Annotated in this window: 20 protein-coding genes; 13 read left to right on the top strand and 7 right to left on the bottom strand. The window is 62.6% G+C overall.

The features are described from left to right. Positions 1 to 216: 216 nt before the first annotated feature. From fliI to LB516_RS21680, 3 genes are read right to left on the bottom strand one after another with little or no spacing between them, the layout of a single operon-like run. Positions 217 to 1,632, bottom strand: coding sequence for a flagellar protein export ATPase FliI (gene fliI / locus LB516_RS21690; RefSeq protein ID WP_015315917.1), 1,416 nt, complete (start codon positions 1,630 to 1,632; stop codon positions 217 to 219). A 1-nt stretch (position 1,633) separates the two neighbouring features. Next, the gene (flgF, locus tag LB516_RS21685; protein ID WP_015315918.1) at positions 1,634 to 2,359 is read right to left on the bottom strand and encodes a flagellar basal-body rod protein FlgF; all 726 of its coding nucleotides are present in this window, start codon (positions 2,357 to 2,359) and stop codon (positions 1,634 to 1,636) included. 2 nt (positions 2,360 to 2,361) lie between these two features. Further along, entirely contained in the window at positions 2,362 to 4,173 is a 1,812-nt protein-coding gene (locus tag LB516_RS21680) for a DUF1217 domain-containing protein (protein WP_224720345.1), read from the bottom strand. 156 nt (positions 4,174 to 4,329) lie between these two features. Here LB516_RS21680 and motA point away from each other — a divergent pair, with 156 nt between their 5' ends. Genes motA through LB516_RS21650 form a run of 6 tightly spaced genes read left to right on the top strand, consistent with a single transcriptional unit; the run spans position 4,330 to position 9,163 of the window. Beyond that, positions 4,330 to 5,205, top strand: coding sequence for a flagellar motor stator protein MotA (gene motA / locus LB516_RS21675; RefSeq protein ID WP_015315920.1), 876 nt, complete (start codon positions 4,330 to 4,332; stop codon positions 5,203 to 5,205). Positions 5,206 to 5,237: 32 nt separating this feature from the next. Next, a complete protein-coding gene (locus LB516_RS21670) occupies positions 5,238 to 6,185 on the top strand; it encodes a FliM/FliN family flagellar motor switch protein (RefSeq protein ID WP_224596450.1) in 948 nt (315 codons plus the stop codon). A 17-nt stretch (positions 6,186 to 6,202) separates the two neighbouring features. Continuing rightward, positions 6,203 to 6,589 carry a flagellar motor switch protein FliN gene (gene fliN / locus LB516_RS21665; protein ID WP_015315922.1) on the top strand — a complete coding sequence of 129 codons (387 nt, stop codon included), beginning with the start codon at positions 6,203 to 6,205 and terminating at the stop codon, positions 6,587 to 6,589. A 43-nt stretch (positions 6,590 to 6,632) separates the two neighbouring features. Next, positions 6,633 to 7,646, top strand: a complete 1,014-nt coding sequence (locus LB516_RS21660) for a flagellar motor switch protein FliG (RefSeq protein ID WP_015315923.1) — start codon at positions 6,633 to 6,635, stop codon at positions 7,644 to 7,646. A gap of 3 nt (positions 7,647 to 7,649) precedes the next feature. Then, the gene (gene flhB / locus LB516_RS21655) at positions 7,650 to 8,732 is read left to right on the top strand and encodes a flagellar biosynthesis protein FlhB (RefSeq protein WP_140713476.1); all 1,083 of its coding nucleotides are present in this window, start codon (positions 7,650 to 7,652) and stop codon (positions 8,730 to 8,732) included. Then, positions 8,729 to 9,163 carry a hypothetical protein gene (locus LB516_RS21650; RefSeq protein WP_015315925.1) on the top strand — a complete coding sequence of 145 codons (435 nt, stop codon included), beginning with the start codon at positions 8,729 to 8,731 and terminating at the stop codon, positions 9,161 to 9,163. Before flhB ends, LB516_RS21650 begins: the two co-directional genes overlap by 4 nt. Positions 9,164 to 9,187: 24 nt before the next feature. On the opposite strand, the gene LB516_RS21645 is transcribed toward LB516_RS21650, so the two are convergent. The 4 genes from LB516_RS21645 to LB516_RS21630 all read right to left on the bottom strand — a co-directional run bounded on the left by LB516_RS21645 (position 9,188) and on the right by LB516_RS21630 (position 12,878). Continuing rightward, complete coding sequence (locus LB516_RS21645) at positions 9,188 to 9,958, bottom strand: helix-turn-helix transcriptional regulator (RefSeq protein ID WP_224720344.1); 771 nt, start codon at positions 9,956 to 9,958, stop codon at positions 9,188 to 9,190. After that, a complete protein-coding gene (locus LB516_RS21640; protein ID WP_041163672.1) occupies positions 9,955 to 10,665 on the bottom strand; it encodes a helix-turn-helix transcriptional regulator in 711 nt (236 codons plus the stop codon). The genes LB516_RS21645 and LB516_RS21640 overlap by 4 nt, the downstream gene beginning before the upstream one ends. 472 nt (positions 10,666 to 11,137) lie before the next feature. Next, complete coding sequence (locus LB516_RS21635) at positions 11,138 to 12,169, bottom strand: histone deacetylase family protein (RefSeq protein ID WP_224720343.1); 1,032 nt, start codon at positions 12,167 to 12,169, stop codon at positions 11,138 to 11,140. 55 nt (positions 12,170 to 12,224) lie between these two features. After that, positions 12,225 to 12,878 carry a TetR/AcrR family transcriptional regulator gene (locus LB516_RS21630; protein WP_224720342.1) on the bottom strand — a complete coding sequence of 218 codons (654 nt, stop codon included), beginning with the start codon at positions 12,876 to 12,878 and terminating at the stop codon, positions 12,225 to 12,227. Between the two features lie 258 nt (positions 12,879 to 13,136). Here LB516_RS21630 and LB516_RS21625 point away from each other — a divergent pair, with 258 nt between their 5' ends. The 7 genes from LB516_RS21625 (at position 13,137) to LB516_RS21595 (ending at position 21,330) form a co-directional block, all read left to right on the top strand. Further along, the gene (locus tag LB516_RS21625; protein ID WP_224720341.1) at positions 13,137 to 14,810 is read left to right on the top strand and encodes an amidohydrolase; all 1,674 of its coding nucleotides are present in this window, start codon (positions 13,137 to 13,139) and stop codon (positions 14,808 to 14,810) included. A 140-nt stretch (positions 14,811 to 14,950) separates the two neighbouring features. Continuing rightward, positions 14,951 to 16,045 carry an ABC transporter ATP-binding protein gene (locus LB516_RS21620; protein WP_224641060.1) on the top strand — a complete coding sequence of 365 codons (1,095 nt, stop codon included), beginning with the start codon at positions 14,951 to 14,953 and terminating at the stop codon, positions 16,043 to 16,045. Further along, complete coding sequence (locus LB516_RS21615) at positions 16,045 to 16,974, top strand: ABC transporter permease (protein ID WP_224720340.1); 930 nt, start codon at positions 16,045 to 16,047, stop codon at positions 16,972 to 16,974. The genes LB516_RS21620 and LB516_RS21615 overlap by 1 nt, the downstream gene beginning before the upstream one ends. Further along, a complete protein-coding gene (locus LB516_RS21610) occupies positions 16,967 to 17,779 on the top strand; it encodes an ABC transporter permease (protein WP_224720339.1) in 813 nt (270 codons plus the stop codon). The genes LB516_RS21615 and LB516_RS21610 overlap by 8 nt, the downstream gene beginning before the upstream one ends. 44 nt (positions 17,780 to 17,823) lie before the next feature. Then, positions 17,824 to 18,852 carry an extracellular solute-binding protein gene (locus tag LB516_RS21605; RefSeq protein ID WP_224720338.1) on the top strand — a complete coding sequence of 343 codons (1,029 nt, stop codon included), beginning with the start codon at positions 17,824 to 17,826 and terminating at the stop codon, positions 18,850 to 18,852. Between the two features lie 67 nt (positions 18,853 to 18,919). Next, entirely contained in the window at positions 18,920 to 20,116 is a 1,197-nt protein-coding gene (locus LB516_RS21600) for a serine hydrolase domain-containing protein (RefSeq protein ID WP_224720337.1), read from the top strand. 32 nt (positions 20,117 to 20,148) lie between these two features. Continuing rightward, the gene (locus tag LB516_RS21595) at positions 20,149 to 21,330 is read left to right on the top strand and encodes a serine hydrolase domain-containing protein (RefSeq protein WP_224720336.1); all 1,182 of its coding nucleotides are present in this window, start codon (positions 20,149 to 20,151) and stop codon (positions 21,328 to 21,330) included. The last annotated feature ends 131 nt before the right edge of the window (positions 21,331 to 21,461 follow it).

Here is a 21,461-nt window from a genome sequence, read left to right as displayed (position 1 = left end):
GGAAGGGAATTCACAGGGGGCTCGGCAGTCCGGGCCGGCAAAGGCTCGGATCTGGGGAGAGCCGATTTGACGGCCTTGGCCAGAACAACCGCGGTCCGGGCAGCCATGGCGGCGGCGGCGTTTGCCCTGGCGACCCTGGCCTCCTCCGCTCGAGCCTGCTCCGCGGCGTTCGCTTCGGCGATCATCTCGTTCAGGAGTCGCTCGGTGTACTGGCGTTCAGTCTCCTGGTTCGGCATTCTGCTTTCCCTTGAGATGGCGGGCAAGATCGGAGAACGGATCGGCGGACGGACGGTCCCTGGGCGATTGCGTCAGCGCCTCATAGATGACGGGCACCTGGCGTACGGCCATATCGAGTTCAGCGTCGACGCCGCCCTGATAGGCGCCGAGCAGCCGGATGTCGCGCGTGTCCTCGAAGCGGGAGATCATCGACTTCAGCCGCGTCACCAGGGCTCGCTGTTCGACACTCCAGGCCTTGCCGGCCAGTCGCGAGATGGACGACAGCGGATTGACGGGCGGATAGCGGCCCTGTTCGGCGATCGCGCGGTCGAGCACGACATGGCCGTCGAGGATGCCGCGCACCGAATCGGCGACCGGATCGTTGTGATCATCGCCGTCGACCAGCACGGAAATGATGGCCGTGATCGATCCCTTGCCTTCCAATCCTGGGCCTTCGGTTCCAGGCCCGGCGCGCTCGAGCAGCTTGGGCAGTTCGGTGAAGACCGAGGCGGGATAGCCGCGGGCAACCGGCGGCTCGCCGGTTCCCGTCGCCACCTCGCGCAGGGCGTGAGCGAAGCGGGTGATCGAATCCAGCACCAGCAGCACACGGTGGCCCTGGTCGCGAAAATGCTCGGCGACGCGCATGGCGGTGTCTGGCGCGCGCCGGCGCATCATGGCGCTCTCGTCGCTGGTGGCGACGACGGCCACGGTCTTGGCCATGCTGTCGCCGATCGTATCCTCGAGGAATTCGCGGACCTCGCGGCCGCGTTCGCCGATGAGCGCCACGACGACGGTGTCGAACGCGTCGGCGCCGGCGAGCATGGCAAGCAGCGTCGACTTGCCGACGCCCGATCCGGCGAAGACGCCCATGCGCTGGCCGAAGCAGAGCGGCGTGAAGATGTCGATGACCTTGACGCCGGTCATGAAGGCGGTACCGACGCGCTGCCGCGCCATGGCGCCGGGTGTCGCGGCGGCCGCCGACATGTCGTCGCCCCTGACCAAGGGCGGACCACCGTCGATTGCTCGGGTGAGCGCGTCGATGGCGCGGCCGCGCCACGAGGCATGCGGCGCCACCGCGAGCGGACCCCTGCGGAACACGGCATCGCCGATGCCGGCGTCGGCGCTGCGTTCGAAGGGGGCGATCACAACCTCGTCGCGGCTGATCTTGACGATCTCGCCGCGGCGCGAGCCGGACTGACCGCGCTGCTCGACAATGTCACCCAGCCTGGTGAAATCGGAAAGGCCGCGCACCTTGTAGTGCGTTGATGTGACTTCGGTGACGAGCCCGCCGCGCTTGACCAGCCCGTCGCTGTCGCCAAAGCGCCTGATAATCCGCTCCAAAGCGGCAAGCCGATCCAGCGGCGCCGGCTGGAGCTGTCTTTCGGGTGCGCGGAGGGCTGGCTGCTCTGACGACATGCTACGACTTCGAGCCGAGCGTCTTTATCGCCTCCTCGGCGGAGGAATCGGTCTGCCGCATCAGCGCGGCAGTGTTCTCGAAGGCGCGCTGGACCATGATTAGCCGGGTCATTTCCAGCACGGGATTGACGTTGGATTCCTCGAGGAAACCCTGGGCGACGCCGATGTCGGAGCGGTCGGTGACCGGTTCGGGCGTGCGTGCCGGCACAATGCCGGAATTGCCGTAGCGCACGAAATTCTCGCCCGGGTCGAAATTGTAGAGGCCGATGGAGCCGACGAGCTGTTCGTTCTGGCGCAGCGAGCCGTCGGCGCCGGCCTTGGGCGGACCGTTGCGGGGATCGAGCTGGATCGGCGCCCCGCCGGCGTCGAGCACCGGATGGCCCTCGACCGACATCAGCTCGCCATTCTCGTTCATCGAGAAACGGCCGTCGCGGGTCATGACGGTGCCAACTGGCGTGTCGATGGCGAACCAGGCGTCGCCCTGGATGGCGAAATCGAACGGGTTGCCGGTCTCCGTCATGGCGCCGTGTGCCCCCGACAGAAAGGTCTTGCCGGAGGAGGCGAACGAAACCGACTTCTGCCCTGCGCCAGACACCACGTCCTCGAACTTCACGCCGGTGGCGCGAAAGCCGACGGTGCTGGCGTTGGCGACGTTGTCGGCGATCGTGTCGAGCCGGCGCTCGAGGGCTATCTGCGCGGAGAGGGCAACGTAGAGACTGTCTCGCATGATCAGAACTTCAGTTTCTGCATGGCCATCATCAGGTCGGTGGAGATGCCCGATGTGACCGGTTTGGCAAAGAGCACGCTGACCGACGTCACCGCCGTCGAGGTCGGATTGTTGATCTCGTACATGCTGGTGAAGCGGGTCAGGAACTTGTTCAGTTTCACCGGGTCGGTGAAATCCGAGATGTCGAGCTTCTGCCCGAACAATTGCGCCTGCTTGTCGATGTCGGCGGTGGCGAAAGAATCGGGCAGCCCCAGCGCGGTGCGCACCACGCTGGCAAGCGCCGTGTCGGCCAGCACGTCGTACCAGCTGGTGATGGTTGATGCTTTGCGGTCGAAATAGAGCGCCAGCCGCACGCCCTCATTGGTCTTGCCGGCGTCCTCCTCGAGAGTCTGGCGCATGTAGTTGTCGACGGTCGGCTGCTGCGCCGGATTGATGGTGGTGGCTGCTTCACCGTACTGCTCGAAGTTGAAAGCGGCGGCGAGCCCGGCATAAGCCTTGTTCGTCATCTTGTTGGCGACGCTGTCGGCGTCGCGAATGCCCCCGGTCAGCACGCTGCGGATGAGATCCTTGCTTTCCGTCGCCGGATCGAGTCCGTAAGCCGAGAGCGCATAGTTGTACAACCGGCTGTTGGCCATCAGGTCGTCGATGGATTTCACGTTCGTGACGTTGGCAAGGTAGTATGCGGTCTCCGATTTTATGGAGTCCGCGTTCGGCGGGATCAGGCCAAGCGCCGACCCCGTGGTGTAGATCTTCGGCGTGTCTTTCAGCACCTCGTCGCGCGACGTTGTCTGATCGCCATATTGGGCAAAGTTGAACGCCGTGACGAAGTTGGCGTAGCGTTTGTCCGTCAGCTTGTTTGCCGGGCTGTTGGGATCGCTGACGCCGCCCGCCAGCATCGTGCTGATCTGCAGCGGCTTTTCGGTCGACGCATCCAGTCCGTAGGAAGCCATCGCGAAGGTGAGCAGGCGCCTGTCCGCCATGAGATCGTCGATCGACTTCACCTTGGAGATGTTTGCCGCGTAATAGTCCGCCTCGCCCTTGATATACTGGGGGCTCGGCTCGACCAATTTCAGTCCGGTTCCGGCCACATAGCCTTTCGGCACCGCCTGCTGGGCAGCATCGCGCGTGGTTGTCTGATCGCCATACTGGGCGAAGTCGAAGGCCGAGACAAAGTTGGCGTAGCTCTTGTCGGTCAGTTTGTTGGCGGGGCTGTTGGGGTCGCTGACGCCACCTTCGAGCATGGCCCTGACGGTTGCCGCCGGTTCGGTCTCGGCATCGAGGCCGAATGCGGCCATCGCGTATGTCAGCAGGCGGCTGTTGCCCATCAGGTCGTCGATCGACTTCACCTTGGAGATGTTGGTGACGTAGTAGGCGGTTTCACTCTGGTAGTAGGAGAGTCCTGCCTGCGAGGCGCCGATCTGGACTTGCAGCGCATAGTTGCTGGTCACCAGTTGCTGCGCCTTGTTGTAGATCGTCGCATTGGGGCCGTTGGCGGCGAAATTGAAGGCGCTGACGAACGCGGCGTAGCGCTTGTCGGTCAGTTTGTTGGCAAAACTGTTGGGATCGGAGACGCCTTCCTTGAGCGCCTTCACCATGAAGGCCTTGGCGTAGTCCATGTTCTCAAGGCCGTAGGCCTTCATGGCGTATTTGAACAGCCGGTCATTTTTGACGAAATCGTCGATCGATTTCACCTTGGTGATGTTGGCGAGATAATATTGGGTATCGCGGTCGACTGTCGGCTGTTGCTCGATGCGGTCGATCGACTTGTTGATGTCTTTGGTGATCAACTGGTAGCTGGTATAGGTACTGAGCAAGGACGCGCCTCCGGCCGAAGCTATGCCAGCACAATAAGCTCACTTCCTTGCGCGAAACTGAATCGCCAACTTTCGTGCCATGGCGGCTCGGATTCAAGCCTCACACAAGGCACGGGGACTATCCCTTGTCCGACGTGAAATGCGGAAGGACCGGTCGTGGGCATTCTGATTGGACTTGTGGTGACGCTTGGCTGCGTCCTTGGCGGCTTCATGGCCATGGGCGGGCATCTGCACGTGCTGGTGCAGCCATGGGAAGCCGTGGTCATCTGCGGCGCCGCACTCGGCACCTTCCTGGTCGCCAATCCGATGAAGACTGTCAAGGATACCGGCAAGGGCATTCTGGAAGCCTTCAAGCAGGCGGTGCCGAAGGAGCAGGACTATCTGGAAACGCTCGGCGTGCTGCACAGCCTGATGCGCGAGTTGCGCTCCAAGTCGCGCAGCGAGGTCGAGGCGCATATCGACAATCCGGAGGAGTCGGCGATCTTCCAGGCCTTTCCGACCGTGCTCAAGAACCACGATTTGATGAATTTCATCTGCGACTACTGCCGCATCATCATCATCGGCAATGCCCGCTCACACGAGATCGAGGCGCTGATGGACGAGGAAATCCAGACCATCAAATCCGACAAGATGAAGGCCTATCACGCACTGGTCGCGGTCGGCGACGGCCTGCCGGCGCTCGGCATCGTCGCCGCCGTGCTCGGCGTGGTCAAGGCGATGGGGGCGCTTGACCAGTCGCCGGAAATCCTCGGCGGCCTGATCGGCGCGGCGCTGGTCGGCACCTTTCTCGGCATCTTCCTGTCCTATGCGGTGGTCGGACCTGTCGCCACCAAGATCAAGACGGTGCGCGAGAAGAAGAACCGCCTCTACATCATCGTCAAGCAGACGCTGCTCGCCTACATGAACGGTGCGCTGCCGCAGGTGGCGATCGAGTTCGGCCGCAAGACCATCTCCTCCTATGAACGGCCGACCATCGACGCGGTCGAGCAGAGCACCATGAACACCGGCAGCGCCGAGAAGAAGGCCGCCTGAGCGATGCGCGACAGATCGGTGCCAAAACGGTCATGACGAGTCCGGGCAGCCCCTCGCAGGCGCGTTCGTTGATCATCGAGCGTCTGGTCGGCGACAGCGGCGAGACCGATCAGGTCGTCGACGCCGGCCGTGCCATGGCCGAACGCGCCGTGCCGCTGCTGCAGAAGGGACTCTCGGGCGAGCTCGGCATTCCCGTAATTGTCGACCTCAAGGCCGTCGAGGTCAGCCGCGTCCCGGAGGCGCGCTCGCGCGCCGGCGACAATTTCGCGATGACCGTCGTCGGCTCGCCGGCGTCCTCGGACGCGATGACACTCGTCATGGATGCTCCCGCAATCGCGATCATGGTCTCCACCCTGTTCGGCGGCGACCCGGATATGCCGGTGTCGCCGATCGAGCGCGAGCTGTCGTCGATCGAGGCCGATGTCTCGACCATGGTGCTCCAGGAAGTAGCGCAGGCGCTGAACGGATCGGGGCGGCGCTCGCTCGAACTTCGGCTGCCCGCACCGCGCGCCATGTCGGGGATCGAGGCCAGGCGGCACGTGTTGCGCGACGGTGCCGCGATCCGCATCGTCCTTGGCATCTCGACGCCGGTCGACAGCGGCTCGATCACCGTGACGATGCCGCAGCGCATCGTGCTGGCGGGCCGCGATGCCACGGCCAGCATCAACGAGGACGATCATGGCACCAGTTGGCGGGCACGCTTTTCGGAAGAGGTGATGCGCTCGACCGTAGCGCTCGAGGCCACCATGCCGCTGGCGCGGCTGACGCTGGGCGACCTCGCCAACCTCGAAGTGGGCCAGGTCATCGACTTCGAAGAAACGGCGCAATCGCGGGCTCGCCTCGGCGCGCGCGGCCAGACGCTGTTCGTATGCGAGTTCGGCAAACTGGGGCAGAATTACACCGTCCGAATCAGGCATCCTTTCGATGCCGGGCAGGATTTCATCGATGGGCTCATGCCGGCTGGTGCCGGGCGCGCCTGAGCTTTTGGAGACGACGCATGGCCAAGACCAAGGTAGAAGCAGAGCTCGACCAGCCGGACGAGCAGCTCGATCGCGCCATCGAGGAATTGCGGGGGGTCCTGCACGAAGAAGAGCAGCGCCCCGATGCGGCGTTCCGGGCTGCCGCGGGGGCCAATTCAAGCGTCATCATGAACATCCCCGTCGATGTCCAGATCATCCTCGGCAGCACCGAGATGGCGGTTGCCGATCTGATGGCGCTGCAGAAGGGGTCGACGGTCGCGCTCAATCGCCGCATCGGCGAGCCGGTCGATGTCGTGGTGAACGGCCGCAAGATCGCGCGCGGCGAGATCACCGTGCTCGAAAGCGACCCTTCGCGCTTTGGCATCAGGCTGACCGAAATCATCGCCGGCACGAAGGGCGCCTAGACGTGGATCGCGGAGCTCGCCGGTGGCAGCGGAGGCGAAAGGCATGACGACGCCGCTGACGACCCTGACGCGCGCGCAGAAGGCGGCCGCCATATTGGTGGCGATGGGCAAACCGTCCGCCAGCCGCCTGTTGAAATTCTTCAAGCAGGAAGAGCTGAAGGCGCTGATCGAGGGCGCGCGGCTGCTCAGGACCATTCCCCAGAGCGATCTCGAGCGCATCGTCGCCGAATTCGAGGCCGAGTTCACCGAGGGCGCCGGCCTGCTCGATTCCGCCGACAGGATGGACACCATTCTCAACGAGTCTCTCTCGCCCGAAGAGATGAGTGCCATCATGGGTGACAAGAAATTCGAGGTCGCGCCTGAAGGGCCGCCGCCGATCTGGCCCGATCTCGAAAAGCTCGAACCCTCGCGGCTGGGCGCCTTCCTGGCGGGCGAACACCCGCAGACGGCGGCCATGGTGCTGTCGAAACTGGCGCCGCAGGCGGCGGCGAGTGTGCTTTTGACACTGACGAAGCCGATGCGCGGCGAGATCATCAAGCGCATGGTGACGATGGCCAACGTTCCGGCCGCCGCCACCAGGATCGTCGAGAACCGGCTGCGCTCCAGCGTGCTGTCGGACACCTCCACCAAGGACACTTCGGCCGGGCAGGCGCGCGTCGCCAGCGTGCTCAACGAGCTGGAAAAGCCCCTGCTTGAGGAGGTCATGCAGGATCTCGAAGCCGCCGGCACGCCCGACCTCGACGGTGTCCGTGCCCGGCTGTTCGCTTTCGACGACCTGCCGCTGCTCACCCAGAAGGCGCGCGTGCTTTTGTTCGACGGGCTGTCGACCGAGCTTGTCACGCTGGCGCTGCGCGGCACGTCGGCCGCACTGGCCGAGGCGGTGCTGTCGGCGATCGGCGCGCGCTCGCGACGCATGATCGAGGCCGAACTCGGGCAAGGCTCGGAGGGTGTCCCGGCCGCCGACATCATGGCCGCGCGCAAGACGATCGTGACGACCACCATCCGCCTGTCGCGCGAAGGGGCCTTCGAACTTCCCTCGACGCAGAACGCCGCCTAAGGCATGTCCGACGCCACCGACAAGGACTCGAAAACCGAAGAGGCGACGGAAAAGAAGATCCGCGATACCATCGAACAGGGCAAGCTGCCCCATTCGAGGGAAACGGCGCTCCTCGCCTCGTTCGTCGCCATACTGGTGTTCACAGTCTTCTATGCCAAGGACGCCGTCGTCGATCTCAGCACGTTCCTGTCGATGTTCCTGGAGAAGCCCGAGGCCTGGCCGATGGACACCGAGACCGATGTCATCGCGCTTTACAAGCAGGTCTTGTTCGAAGTGGGTCGCGCCGTCGTGAGCCTGCTGGTGCTGCTGACGGTTGCCGGCATCGGCGCCTCGGTGCTGCAGAACATGCCGCAATTCGTCGGCGAGCGGATCAGGCCGCAGATGTCGCGCATATCGATCGCCAAGGGCTGGAACCGGATGTTCGGCGCCCAGGGGTGGGTCGAGTTTTTGAAATCGCTCGCAAAGGTCGGTTTCGCCATCACCGTGCTCACCTTCACCCTGTCGGAGGACCACCGCAAGCTGCTTGCCGGGATGATCACCAATCCCGTCGCTTTCGGCCTCGTCATCCGTGGCATCGCCGTCGACATACTGGTGGCGATCGTCTTCGTCATGGGACTGATCGCGGCGATCGACATCGTCTGGTCGCGCTTTCACTGGAAGCAGGACCTGCGCATGAGCAAGCAGGAGGTCAAGGACGAGTTCAAGCAGTCCGAAGGCGACCCGATCGTCAAGTCGCGCCTGCGCTCGTTGGCGCGCGACCGGGCGCGTAAGCGGATGATGACCGCGGTGCCGCGCGCGACGCTCGTTATCGCCAATCCGACCCATTTCTCGATTGCGCTGAAATATGTGCGCGACGAAGATTCGGCGCCGCTGGTCGTAGCGAAAGGGCAGGATCTGGTGGCGCTGAAAATCCGCGAAATCGCCAAGGAGCATAACATCCCGATCTTCGAGGACGTGGCGCTCGCCCGCTCCATGTACAAGCAAGTTTCGGTCGATAATGTGATCCCATCACAATTCTACCAGGCCGTCGCCGAACTGGTGCGGATCGTCTACTCGAAAAAGGCTGAGCGCAGACAGATTTCATGAACCGGCAACCGCACGCAAAATCCCGCGAGATCATCGTCGCCAGCGCCATCGAACAGGTGGTGGTGGAACTCAGGCTGATCGACGTCGCCGACTATATCGCCTTCATCCGGCTGGAGCATTTCGCCTGCCTGTCGGATCTGGTCGATTCAGCGGCGGAGCTGTTCTTCATGCCGGGTACGCTTAGGCTCGGTCATGGCGGCGAGGCACATGTCGACTGGAGCGGCAGCCCGCGCATCGTGCTCGATCTGGAACTCAGGCCGCCCGGCGTGACCGTCTATTTCCAGCTGACGCTGAGCGAGACCGGCAGCACGGTCCTGGTCAATTACGTGTCGTTTGAAAAGCCGGGCGAAGACCCCGGGCACAACACGGCGCTGCTGGAGGCGGTGATCGAACAGGCCCGCATTCGCAAGGTCGAACCGCTGGCGTTCTAAAGCGCTTCCTTCAGCCGAGAGCGGCTACTCGATAAGCCCCAGCCGTAACGCCTTGGCGACCGCTTGGTTGCGGTTGACCGCATTGAGCTTTTGGGTCGACTGGGTGAGGTACTGGTTGGCGGTGTGCACCGACAGTTTCAGGAGCCGCGCGATCTCCTCGCTGGTGTTGCCGTTGGCGGTCAGCTTCAGGCATTCAAGCTCGCGCTTGGAGATCGAGCGCATTCTGCCGACGTCTCCCGGACGCATCCGCGCGACGGCGGCGAACAGCGAGAAGCAGCGAGCGTGAATTTCGTAGAGCGCATCCTGCGCCAGCGCGATCTCCGATCCCAGGAAGACGACAAGACCGCATTGACCGCGATCGGCATGGACGGGGAAGGCAATGCCGCTCGACCCGGGTGTCAGCGGCGCCATCTGTCCGGTCCAGGCGAGATTGCCGAACATGTCGGCCATGGCCGCCACGCCATCACCCGTCCACCAGCGCGGCTCGGTCGAAATCCGGCTATGGCGAACGATGTCCTCGCCATTGGCGCCTGAAATGAACTTGGTGGCCACCGCGACGCCTGGATAATCTGAATCAAAGCACGGGACCAGCCGCGCGCGCTCCGGCGACGGGCTGACGAAGTACAGGCCGAAGGCCGAGGCGTTGATGTCGACTGAGATCCAGCGGCAGCGGCGCACCGCATCGGGAATGGTGACGGCGTGATGTGTGTCGGATCCCAGCGAGAAGGCACCGAACGGGCTGCGCTGCTCGTTGAAAAGGGCCTCCGCGGCCTCCTTGATGTCGGCGTGTTTCAAATGATGCCACTCCTGATCGCCGTGGCGATGGCCATCGCACGGTTCGAGGCCGCGAATTTCTGGATGGCGTGGGTGATGTAGCTGTTGACGGTGTTGGAGGAGACGCCAAGGATCACCGCCACCTCGTCGGTGGTCTTGCCTTCCGAGACCCAGAACAAGCATTCGCGCTCGCGGTCCGACAGCGGATCCTGCATCGCCGCGGCGGCGATCAACTGCGGGATGTGCGAAAGCGCGTAGCAGCATTTCAGCTGCGCCTTCATCAGCGCCGGCTGGTCGATCCGGCCGGCGGCGGCCGCCGAGAACAACGCGAACAGGCGCTGACGGCCGACATTCAGCCGCAGTGAATAGACCTCGGCATGGCCGAGCACGTCGAGGAGCCGAGCCTCTTCGCCCGAGACCAGCCCGCCGGCATCCGGCGCCTGGGCCGCCACCAGCGGCGTCGGACGGATACCGGGTGCGGCGGTGAGCGGGCCTTGTGCAAGGCCGGCGATCAGCCGCTTGCCGATCAACTCGATGGCGTCGAAGATCCAGTTCGAAGACACGATACGTGCATCGTTGCGGTCCTGGTCATGGACAATGGCGACCAGCATGTAGCTGTCGGCGCCGATCTCGGCGGTCAGCTCCATGAAGAAGGAGGTGAGATCACCGCGCGACGTCAGGCGCGAGCCCAATGTGTCGGATTGAAGAGGCGCGGCGGGACTGCTCATCTGCTGCTTTTTGGTCGGAATCAATTCTGATGCCCGGCTGCTGGAGTACCAGCTGCCGAACCCGAAAACGCGTTACTTTTACGAGACACACACGAGGCGCGGGGCCGCGCCCAACCAGACGGAATCCATTCAGGGAACGCGAGACATCCGCGTCTAGCGCCGGAAAAATTCCGGAACGTGAGACTTTGGGTGGTCGCCGCGCCCCCCGAGGACCGGCTGATTCGGGTCTAATCTACCCGCAGATGAATCCGACATCAAACGCGATTTGACAAAATCGAATCCGGTGGACTCGGCCTGCGACTCAGCGGCCAATTTCTTTGCATTTCCTGGGCACGGAAATCGAGCCGCGCAGGCCGGCCATGATTTTTACGATGGGCTTACGCGGCGCCTCTGGGTGCAAAGAAGGAGCGGCTGCCGCCACCCTTCCTTTGTCCGTCCTCCCCGCAGACGCTGCGCTTGCTGGACGACCGCTCTACCGATCCTCGAACCCAGTCAGCACGCCGACGGCATTGATGCCGATCTCCTCGACGGCATAGCCGCCTTCCTGGACGAACAGCGTCGGCAGGCCGAGCTTGGCGATGCGCTGGCCGATCTTCGGATAATCCAGGCTTTTCAGCTTGAACTGGCTGATCGGGTCCTTTTCGAAAGTGTCGACGCCGAGCGAGACGACGACGATGTCGGGAGCGTAGGCGGCGAGCCTGGCGCAGGCATCCTCCAGCGACACGTTCCAGGCATCCCAGCCGGTGCCGAAGGGCATGGGGTAGTTGATGTTGAAGCCTTCGCCGGCCCCCGCGCCACGCTCATCGGCATGGCCGAGGAAGAACGGGTACTCGACCATCGGATCACCGTGCAGGTTGAGAACCTGTACGTCGGCGCGGTCATAGAAGATCTCCTGCGTGCCGTTGCCGTGGTGATAGTCGACATCGAGGATCGAGATACGCTGGGCGCCCTGGTCGCGGAACCATTGCGCGGCGACGGCCGCGTTGTTGATGTAGCAATAGCCGCCCATGAAGCCGGCCCCGGCATGGTGGCCGGGCGGACGGCAGAGCGCGAAGGCCGACCTCTCGCCGTCCTTGACCAGGCCGGCGGCGGTCAGCGCGACGTCAAAGGACGATTTGATCGCGGCCCAGGTGCCCTCGACGAAGGTGGCGCCGCCGTCGAAGGAATAATAGCCGAGCAGGGCGTCGATGCGCTTGGGCGGCACGTCGCCGCGCAGTCCGCGCGTCGGCCAGGTGAAGGGCATCGCGGTGCCCGCATGGCCCTCGGCGATCCATTGCGGCCAGACGGTCGGCAGGAAGTCGATGTAGTCGGCCCGGTGGACGCGCTTGGCGGCGGCAAGGTCGTGCTCGACCGGCGCGATGATCGGTCCGAGCTTCTCGCTTTCGACCCGCGCCTTGATGAACTCCGCCCGCGAGGGCTTTTCGAAGCCGGGCACGATGGCTGAGGTGACCAGTTCCATCTGCCCGGCATGACCGGCGTGAAGTGGCGAATAGACAGTCTTCATGAATTTCCTCTCGAAGTGCGAAGCGGTTTTCCGTCCGGAATTGCATTGAAATCGGTCAGTCAAGGTTGAGGTAGGGGCTCACCAAGGCGAGCCACATGGTTTCCACATCGTCCTCGATGAGGTCGAACGTCCTGCGGTCCTTCTTCAGCCCAACGAGCCGACAGACGTGCCCGACCTCCATCATCACCACGCCGAGCCGGCTGGCGATCTTGCCTTCGAGTGCGGGGTTCACATGCTGCAGCCATGCAGCATAGAGGGCGATGATCTGGTCGTCATATTCGTTCTGGATCGGCCGCAGGTCGGCATTGCCTGAAATGGCCTCGATCACCGGCATCAGGGTGGCGTTTTCGAGGTAGAGCTTGGACGTGTCGATGAACAGCTTGCGCACTTCCCGCCGAAATTCTTCGCGGTTGGTGGGCGGGGCGACCTTGATGCGCCTCGCGATCACCTCGGGAAAGGATGACAGCCAGCGTCGGGCGAGATCCAGAAGAATGGCTTCCTTGTTGGGAAAGTACTGGTAGACCGAACCGACCGACAGGCCCGCGCGCTGCGCGATGGCGAGCGTCGTCGGTGTCCTGGTTCCTTGCTCACGCGTCAGGATCAGCGCCGCGTCGAGAATCCTGTCGACCACCTTGCTGGACCGTTGTTGCCGCGGCTGCTTGCGCGGCTCGAGCGCTATCCTGGTTTTGCGGTCGAGACTGCGCTTCACTGCTTGATGCCCTCGTTCCCCGCCTGGTCCCAACACAAGCGGGGCGTGCTGTCCACAATACATTCTAAATCCGGCATGTTGACAAACGCGAATAATCAGTCGCATTCTTTATCCACACTGTCTCTTGGGATAACAAGGGAAATTTCGAAGACAGCGTACTGGCATCTATTTTTGTCCCATGGCGCCGCTCCTGTGGAGTGGGTCGTTGGGCACGGGGTTGTCGGGTCTAAAGTCAGTCGTCAAAAGCGCGGAGTCGCGATGTCTGTTACGGGTGCGGGTCACAATGCGGATCTGATTGTCATCAACGGTCGTGTGCTGACCATGGACGGTGACAATCCCGCCGCCGAGGCCGTTGCCGTCAAGGACGGCGCCATCATCGCCATTGGCAGCCGTGCTGCAATCGAAGAGTTCAGGGGAACGGGTACAAAGGTCATCGACGCCGAGGGCGGTTCGGTGATCCCGGGTTTCATCGAGGCCCATATGCATCTGTTCGGCGGCGCGGCTGAACTCGACAATCTGCACCTAGCTGGCGTGCATGGCTTCGATGCCTTGCGCGATGCTATCCAGCTCTTTGCCGCGGCGCGGCCCAATGCCAAGCTTCTGATCGGCGCCGGCGTCGACTATGCGGTCCTTCCCGAGCCGGTTACGCGGCATCATCTCGACCGCATCATTCCCGACCGCCCCTTCGCCATGTCGGCTTCCGACCATCACACGATGTGGGCGAACACCAAGGCGATGGAGCAGGCAGGGCTTCTGCATGGCCGCCAATTGGGGCCGGGCAACGAAATCGTCATGGGCGCCGACGGACTGGCCTCGGGCGAATTGCGCGAAGGTGAGGCATTTGGTCCGATTCTGGAATTCTTTGGCCAGAACCGCACGCGGCTTGGCCTGACTGGCATGGAGCCGGAGCCTTATCCTTCGGCCGAGGAATTGGCTGCCGACCGCGATCTGATGCATCGCGGTCTCGAATGGTGCGCCAGGCATGGCATCACGTCGATCCAGAACATGGATGGCAACCTCTACCAGCTTGAATTGCTTGCCGGCCTGGAGGCGGAAGGGCGGCTTATATGCCGTACAAAAATCCCGTTCCATTTCAAGAACTTCATGACACTGGGCATGCTTGAAAAAGCGTCGGGTATGGCCGCGACCTATAACTCCGAATGGCTCTCCTCGGGCATGGTCAAGGTGTTTTACGACGGTGTGCTCGATTCTTGGACTGCCGTGATGGTCGACGACTACGCCGACCGTCCCGGCTGGCGCGGCGAGCCATTGTTCACGCCCGAGCACTTCGCCGAGGTGGCAGTGGAGGCCGACCGCAGAGGCCTGCAGATCGCCGTTCATTCGATCGGTGACGGCGCAGTCCGCGCGGTGCTGGACGGCTATCAGGCGGCGCGGGAGAACAACGGCAAGCGGGACAGCCGTCACCGCGTCGAGCATATCGAAGTCATCACCCCGACGGATGTACCGCGGTTCGCCGAACTTGGCGTCATCGCTTCGATGCAACCGCCGCATCCGCCCGGCGCCATGAACTTTCCGCTGGAGCCGACGATTTCGCGCATCGGTCGCGAAAGGTGGCCGCTGAGCTATGCCTGGCGCACGCTGAAGGATGCTGGCGCCCGCGTCGTGTTCGCTTCCGACTGGCCGGTCTCGCCGGTTGATCCGATCCTGGGCATCCAAGCGGCGGTGATGCGAAAGCCTTGGGCAGAGGGCTTGGCGGACCAGAGTTTCTCGCTGCATGAAGCGCTTGCCGGCTATACGGTCGAGGGCGCCTACAGCGAATTCATGGAACACCGCAAAGGCGTGCTGAAGCCGGGTTATCTGGCGGATCTGGTCGTTTTGTCGGCCGATATCGAGAGGACTGCCCCGGAAGCGTTGCATACGGTGCGGCCGGTGACGACCATCTGTGGCGGCAAAATCACCTACCAAGCCTGACTGTGGCATGGGGCTTGCTACCCCAAGAGTACACTGAACTGTGAGTCAATGCCGGGCTTGCCAACATACCGGGCGTGTGGTCACATCCAACAGGGGAACAGCTCCGCCAGCAAGAGCGGGGTCAACAGTGAGGCGTAATCGTGCCGGACAAACCGGATCGGAATGCGATTGAAGTAGTAAACGTCAGCAAAATTTTCGGATCGGGTGAGGGGCAGGTCGCTGCCCTCGACAAGGTCTCGGTCTCCATTCGCGAGAACGAGTTTTTCACGCTGCTTGGGCCGTCCGGCTGCGGCAAGACCACTCTTTTGCGGCTGATCGCCGGATTCGATTTTCCAACAGCCGGCGAAATCCTGCTCTATGGCCAGGACATCGCGCCCTTGCCGCCGTTCAAGCGCCCGGTCAACACCGTCTTCCAGTCCTATGCGCTGTTCCCGCACATGACGGTGGCCGAGAACATCGGCTTCGGCCTGGAAATGCTGGGCAAGCCAAAGGATCAGATCAAGGCGCGCGTCGCCCAGATGCTGAAGCTGGTCAAGATGGAGGCGCTGGCTTCCCGCCGCACCAGCCAGATCTCTGGCGGCCAGCAGCAGCGTGTGGCACTGGCCCGTGCGCTCGCACCGCAGCCGAAGGTGCTGCTGCTCGACGAGCCGCTCTCCGCGCTCGACTACAAGCTGCGCAAGGAGATGCAGATCGAGCTGAAGCGGCTGCAGCACGAGACCGGGATCACCTTCATCTTCGTCACCCACGACCAGGAGGAAGCGCTGACCATGTCGGACCGTATCGCCGTGATGTCGTCGGGCAAGATCCTGCAAGTGGGTTCGCCTTGGGACATCTACGACAAGCCGGCCGAACGCTTCGTTGCCGACTTCATCGGCGAGACCAACTTCTTGACCGCCGCCATTGCCGGCGTCAGCGATGGAAAGGCCCGCGCGACGCTCAAATCCGGGGCGATGATAAATGCCACGGTGGCGGAAGGCTTCCAGCCCAAGGACAACGCCACCGTGGTGGTGCGGCCCGAACATGCCAAGCTGACAACGACCAAGGGTGATCTTTCCGGAACGGTCGAAAACATCGTCTATTTCGGCACTGATACGCACATTCAGGTCCGCCTCGACAGTGGCGAGGCCTTCACGGTCCGCCAGCAGAACACCCGCAGCGCAGGCTGCGGTTTTGAGCAGGGCGACAAGGTCGGCATTGCTATTGGCAACGACGCCGCACAGGTGTTGAGGGACTGATGGCAACCGCACTCTCAAAAGCCGCCTTGTTCGAAGCAGGTGCCGCCAAGGCCTCGGCACGGCGCAACCGGCTGCTCTCCGTGCCGGCGCTGATCATCATCGGCATTTTCGGCGTGCTGCCGCTCATCATCATATGCGTTTATTCGTTTCTCCAGGCCGCGCCCTATGGCGGCGTGCAATGGCAGTTCTCGACCGACGCCTATCTGAACTTCCTGTTCCAGCGCGATATTTTCGATGACACGCTGCAGTTCACGCCGGACTTCCTGATCATCTACCTGCGCTCGTTCCTGTTCGCCGTGGTGACGACGGTCATCTGCCTGCTGCTTGGCTTTCCAACCGCCTACTTCATGGCGACGCGGCCGCCGGCGCAGCGCAACTGGTGGGTGCTTTTGATCACTATTCCGTTCTGGTCGAACCTTTTGGTGCGTACGCTGGCGATCATGTTCATCATCCGCGACGAAGGACTGGTCAACAATGCGCTGATGGCGTTGGGTGTGATCGATAAGCCGATCACGATGCTCTATACTAATTTCGCTATCCAACTCGGCCTGCTCTATTCCTTTCTGCCGTTCATGATCCTACCGCTTTATTCAAGCCTGGAAAAATTGGATTTCCGGCTGGTTGAGGCCGGCTATGACCTTTACGCTACCCGTCGCAAAGTGTTGTGGCGCGTGATCATCCCGCTGTCGTTGCCCGGCATCATCGCCGGCTGCCTGCTCGTCTTCATCCCGGCACTCGGCGCCTACGTCACGCCGCTGATCCTTGGTGGCGGCATCCATCTGATGATAGGGGATCTCATCGCCCAGCAATTCGGCTCGGGACGCAACTGGCCGCTCGGCTGCGCGCAAGCGCTTATCCTAATGGCCGCGGTGCTCGTGGCGCTGTACTTCTACGTTCGCAACACGTCGGGGAAGGTGCAGCATGGCTGATCCCCGCAACGTAGAAATCAAGGATCAGCCGGGGTTCCGCACGATCGCCATCATATGCGTTGCCGTGCTTTACGTGCCGATCCTGATCCTGATGATCTTTTCGTTCAACACGGGTTCGCTTGTCACCCATTGGGAGGGCGTCGGCCTGACTTGGTACGGCACCGCACTGCTCAATGAGGAATTTCACAACGCCGCCGAGAACACGCTGATCATCTCGGTGAGCGCGACGATCGTTTCGACGATCTGCGCCACGCTGGCGGCGATCGGCATGACCCGGGTGAAGCCGTGGCGTGGCCTTCCGGCCGCCTTCATGGTCATAAACCTGCCGCTGATGGTTCCCGAGATCATAACCGCGGTGGCGACATTGTCCTTCTTCGCCCTGATCGCCGGGGCCTTCGGTCTGAATTTCGGCATCGGCAATCTGATCCTCGCCCATACCGTGTTCTGCATCCCCTTCGCCTACATGCCGATCCGGGCACGTCTCGAGGACATGGACCTGACGCTCGAATCCGCCGCGGCCGATCTCTACGCCACGCCCTGGCATGCGTTCCGGCGCATAACACTTCCCTTGCTTGTTCCCGGTATAATGTCGGGTGCGGCGCTCGCCTTTATCGTCTCCTTCGACGATTTCACCATCACGCAGCTCGTCGCCGGCCCCGGCCAGACGACCTTACCTCTCTACATCTGGAACCAGATCAGGCGGCCGATGACGCCGGAGATCAATGCCATCTCCACCATCCTGCTGTTGGTCTCGATCCTCTTCGTCTCGGTATCATTCCTGATCGCGCGCAGACGCGCCAAGTGACCAAAAGCTCCACGACAAACAATGGGAAGGCAAGGAGAACAAAAATGTCTAGAAAGTTGATGGCGGCCGTTTCGACGGCCGTGCTTATGTGGGCAGTGCCGGCACTCGCCGATGGCGAGCTGCACATCTACAATTGGGGTGACTATACCAATCCCAAGCTGGTCGAAAAGTTCGAGAAACAGTACAACGTCAAGGTTACGCTGGACGATTATGATTCCAACGAAACCATGCTGTCGAAGGTGCGCGCCGGCAATTCCGGTTACGACATCGTCGTGCCGTCCGACTACACGGTGAAGATTATGGTCGACGAAGGGCTGCTCGAAAAGACAGAGCCCAACGCGATGCCGAACGGCAAGAACATCGATCCGCGTTTCGTCGACGTCTATTGGGACAGCGGCCGTCACTACACCGCGCCGTGGCAGTTTGGCACCACGGCATTCGCGGTCAACACAGACAAGTTCAAGGGCAACATCGACACGCTGGCCATCCTCTTCGACCCGCCGGCGGAGCTGAAGGGCCAGATCAATATGCTCGACGATGTCAACACCGTCATGCATGCGGCCGAGCGTTATGCCGGCGCGCCGCGCTGCGGTGCCGACAAGGCCAATCTGAAGAAGGTCAACGACATCCTGATGGCCGCCAAGCCGTCATGGAAGACCTTCAGCTACGACACCATCACCAAGATCACTTCCGGCGATGTGATCGTGACGGAGCAGTGGAATGGCGCGACCTATCGCTCGCGGCAGAAAATCCCGGCCATCAAATACGCCTATCCCAAGGAGGGCATCGAGGGCTGGATGGACAATGTCGCGGTGCTGAAGGGCGCCAAGAACCTCGACAATGCCAAGCTGTTCCAGGACTTTATCATGGCTCCGGAAAACGCTGCGCTGATCTCGGAATTCGCCGGTTACGACAACGGCATTGCGGGCAGCCACAAGTTCCTGCAGCCGGATTTCGCCAATTCGCCGGAACTCAATCCGCCGGCAGGCGCGCCGGTAGCGGAATTCGTTCCGCCCTGTCCGCCAGATGTGGTGGAGATTTACAACAAGATCTGGACCAATTTGCGCAAATAAGTTCGGTCTAAAGTCCAGCGGGAGGGAGGCTTCGGCCTCCCTTCTTTGCGCTTACGGGGAGGGTTCCATGACATCTTACCGCAATTCCAATCCGCGGCCGCCTATCATGCAAGGCTCGCCGCCCGCCATGCTGCCGCCGAGGCTCGACTGGGACAGGCCGCCCTGGAACCGCTGGGCTTTCCAGCACATACGGGAAATTCTGCCGACCGTGGAAGTCTGGCGCGGCGCTGGCCATCGCCACCGTCTCGAACGCGCCGAGGTCGATCTCGACGGGCTGGCGGTCGAGGACAGCGAGGGCAGGCCTTCGACACTCGCCGGTCTGCTCGACGAGACCTATACGGACGGCTTCCTGGTGCTCAAGGACGGCAGGATAGCCTATGAGCGCTATTTCAACGGCATGGACGAGCGCACGCTGCACCTGTCGCAGTCGATGGCCAAGTCGGTCACCGGCTCGGTGTTCGGCATATTGGCCGGGCGCGGCCTGATCGATCCGGCGAAGCCAGTGACGGACTACCTGCCGGAACTGAGCGCGACCGGGTGGGCCGGCGCCAGCGTCCAGCATGTGCTTGATATGACCACCGGCGTGCGGTTTTCGGAGGAATACACCGACCGCTATTCCGACATCGGCCAGGTCGATGTCGCCACCGGCTGGAAGCCGGTGCCACCGGGCAGCGATCCGGATTTCCGCTGGCCATCGCACATGTTCGAACTGATCCTGGGCTTGAAGGACACGGTTCGCCCGCATGGAGCCACGTTCGAATATCGCTCGATCGAGACGGACGTGCTCGCCTTCATCATGGAACGGGTGACCGGCAAGCGGCTGGCGCAACTGGTTTCCGAAGAACTTTGGCAAAAACTTGGCGCCGAGGAGAGCGCCTGCTTCACCGTCGACAGCGCTGGTTATGCGATCGCCGATGGTGGCTTCAACGCGACGTTGCGCGACTATGGCCGCTTTGGCCAGCTGATCCTCGACAATGGCGGCGGAGTGGTGCCGGCTGGGTGGGTCGAGGCGACACGAAACGGCAAGCACGTGCCGGGCTTCAGTGAAAGCCTGCCGGAAGGCAGTTACCACAATCAGTTCTGGATCGAGAATCCCAGCTCGCGGGCACTGATGTGCCGTGGCGTGTTCGGACAGTTGATCCACATCGACTGGAACACAGGAATGGTCGTGGTGAAGCTGTCGACCTGGCCAGATTTCAGCAACATGGCCTATTCCAGGGCAACGCTGAAGGCCGTGCACGCCATCGCCGCGGCGCTTGCCTGAGCTTCATGACCAATGGACTGGGAGGAAACGCCATGACCGGCAAGACCGCGTTCGAGACTCGATACGGATTCCGCCGCAACGAGGTGTTGCTCGGCAACTGGCGCGTGAGCCCGTTCAATCGGTGGTCGTTCCAGAATCTCGGCGAACTGGTGCCGACCGCCCGTGTGGCGGCAGCGCCCGGCGCCGCAGAAGCCCCTCGGCGAGACATGGACGGCTTGCTCGGGGAAAAGGTCACGGTCGCGAATGCACCGGAGACGGTGGCTGAATTCCTCCTGCGCTCCAGCACCGACGCCCTGACGGTGATGAAGGGCGGCAAGATCATTGGCGACTGGTTCGCGCCGCATATGGAGTTTGGCGCGCGCCACATCATCTTCTCGATCAGCAAATCGGTGACCGCGATCATCGCCGGCATACTGGAAGGCGAGGGGGTGTTCGATCCGGAAGCGCCGGTGACGGACTATATCCCCGAAGCAGCCGGCTCGGCCTATGGCGATGCAAGTGTTCGGCATGTGCTCGACATGAGCGTCAGCCTCGACTTCGAGGAGGCCTATCTCGATCCGGAAAGCGCCTTCGCCCGCTATCGCCGCGCGACGCTGTGGAATCCGGGCGGCGGCACCGAAAGCCTGCGTGAATTCATCCTGACCCTGCAGCGGCTTGCCGAGCCGCATGGCCAGACCTTCCGCTACCGCTCGCCCAATTCCGACCTGCTCGGCCTGCTGCTCGAGCGCGCCTCGAGCCAGCGCTTCACCGACCTCATGCGCGAGAAACTGTGGCTGCCGCTTGGCGCCCTCAGCGAGGCCTCTGTCGGCGTCGACATGGAAGGCACGGCACGCACCGCCGGCGGCATTTCGGTGACGCCGCGTGACCTGGCGCGCATCGGCGAGATGATGCGGCAGGGCGGCACCGCCAATGGCCGCCGCATCGTGCCCGAGGCCTGGGTGCGCGACACCACCAGCACCGGCGGCAGTTCGGAAGCTTGGCGGCGCGGTGCCATGCTGCCGCTGTTCCCGAAAGGCCGCTACCGCAACAAATGGTATCAGACCGGCTTCGAAAATGGCGCGTATTGCGGCATCGGCATCCATGGCCAGTGGCTTTATGTCGATCCCAGCACCGAAGTGGTGATCGCCAAGATGTCGTCGCAGCCGGAGCCGGTCGACGATGCGCTGGATATCGAGATCGTTGCGTTCCTCGAGGCGCTGAGCCGGATGGTCTAAGTGGGCAATCGCGTGCGATTGGTGATGTCGGCGCTGCCCCTCATCCGCCTGCCGGTGTCCAGCCGATAGATGGGTTACAGAATGAACCGGATACATAGGTAACAGTTCTCCCCCTATGCGTCCGCCGCAGC

It is taken from the genome of Mesorhizobium sp. CO1-1-7 (genome assembly GCF_020164885.1).
In the GTDB taxonomy this organism is placed as follows: domain Bacteria; phylum Pseudomonadota; class Alphaproteobacteria; order Rhizobiales; family Rhizobiaceae; genus Mesorhizobium; species Mesorhizobium australicum.
Note: the sequence above shows the minus strand (reverse complement) of the source record. Positions and strands in the feature narration are given on the sequence as shown.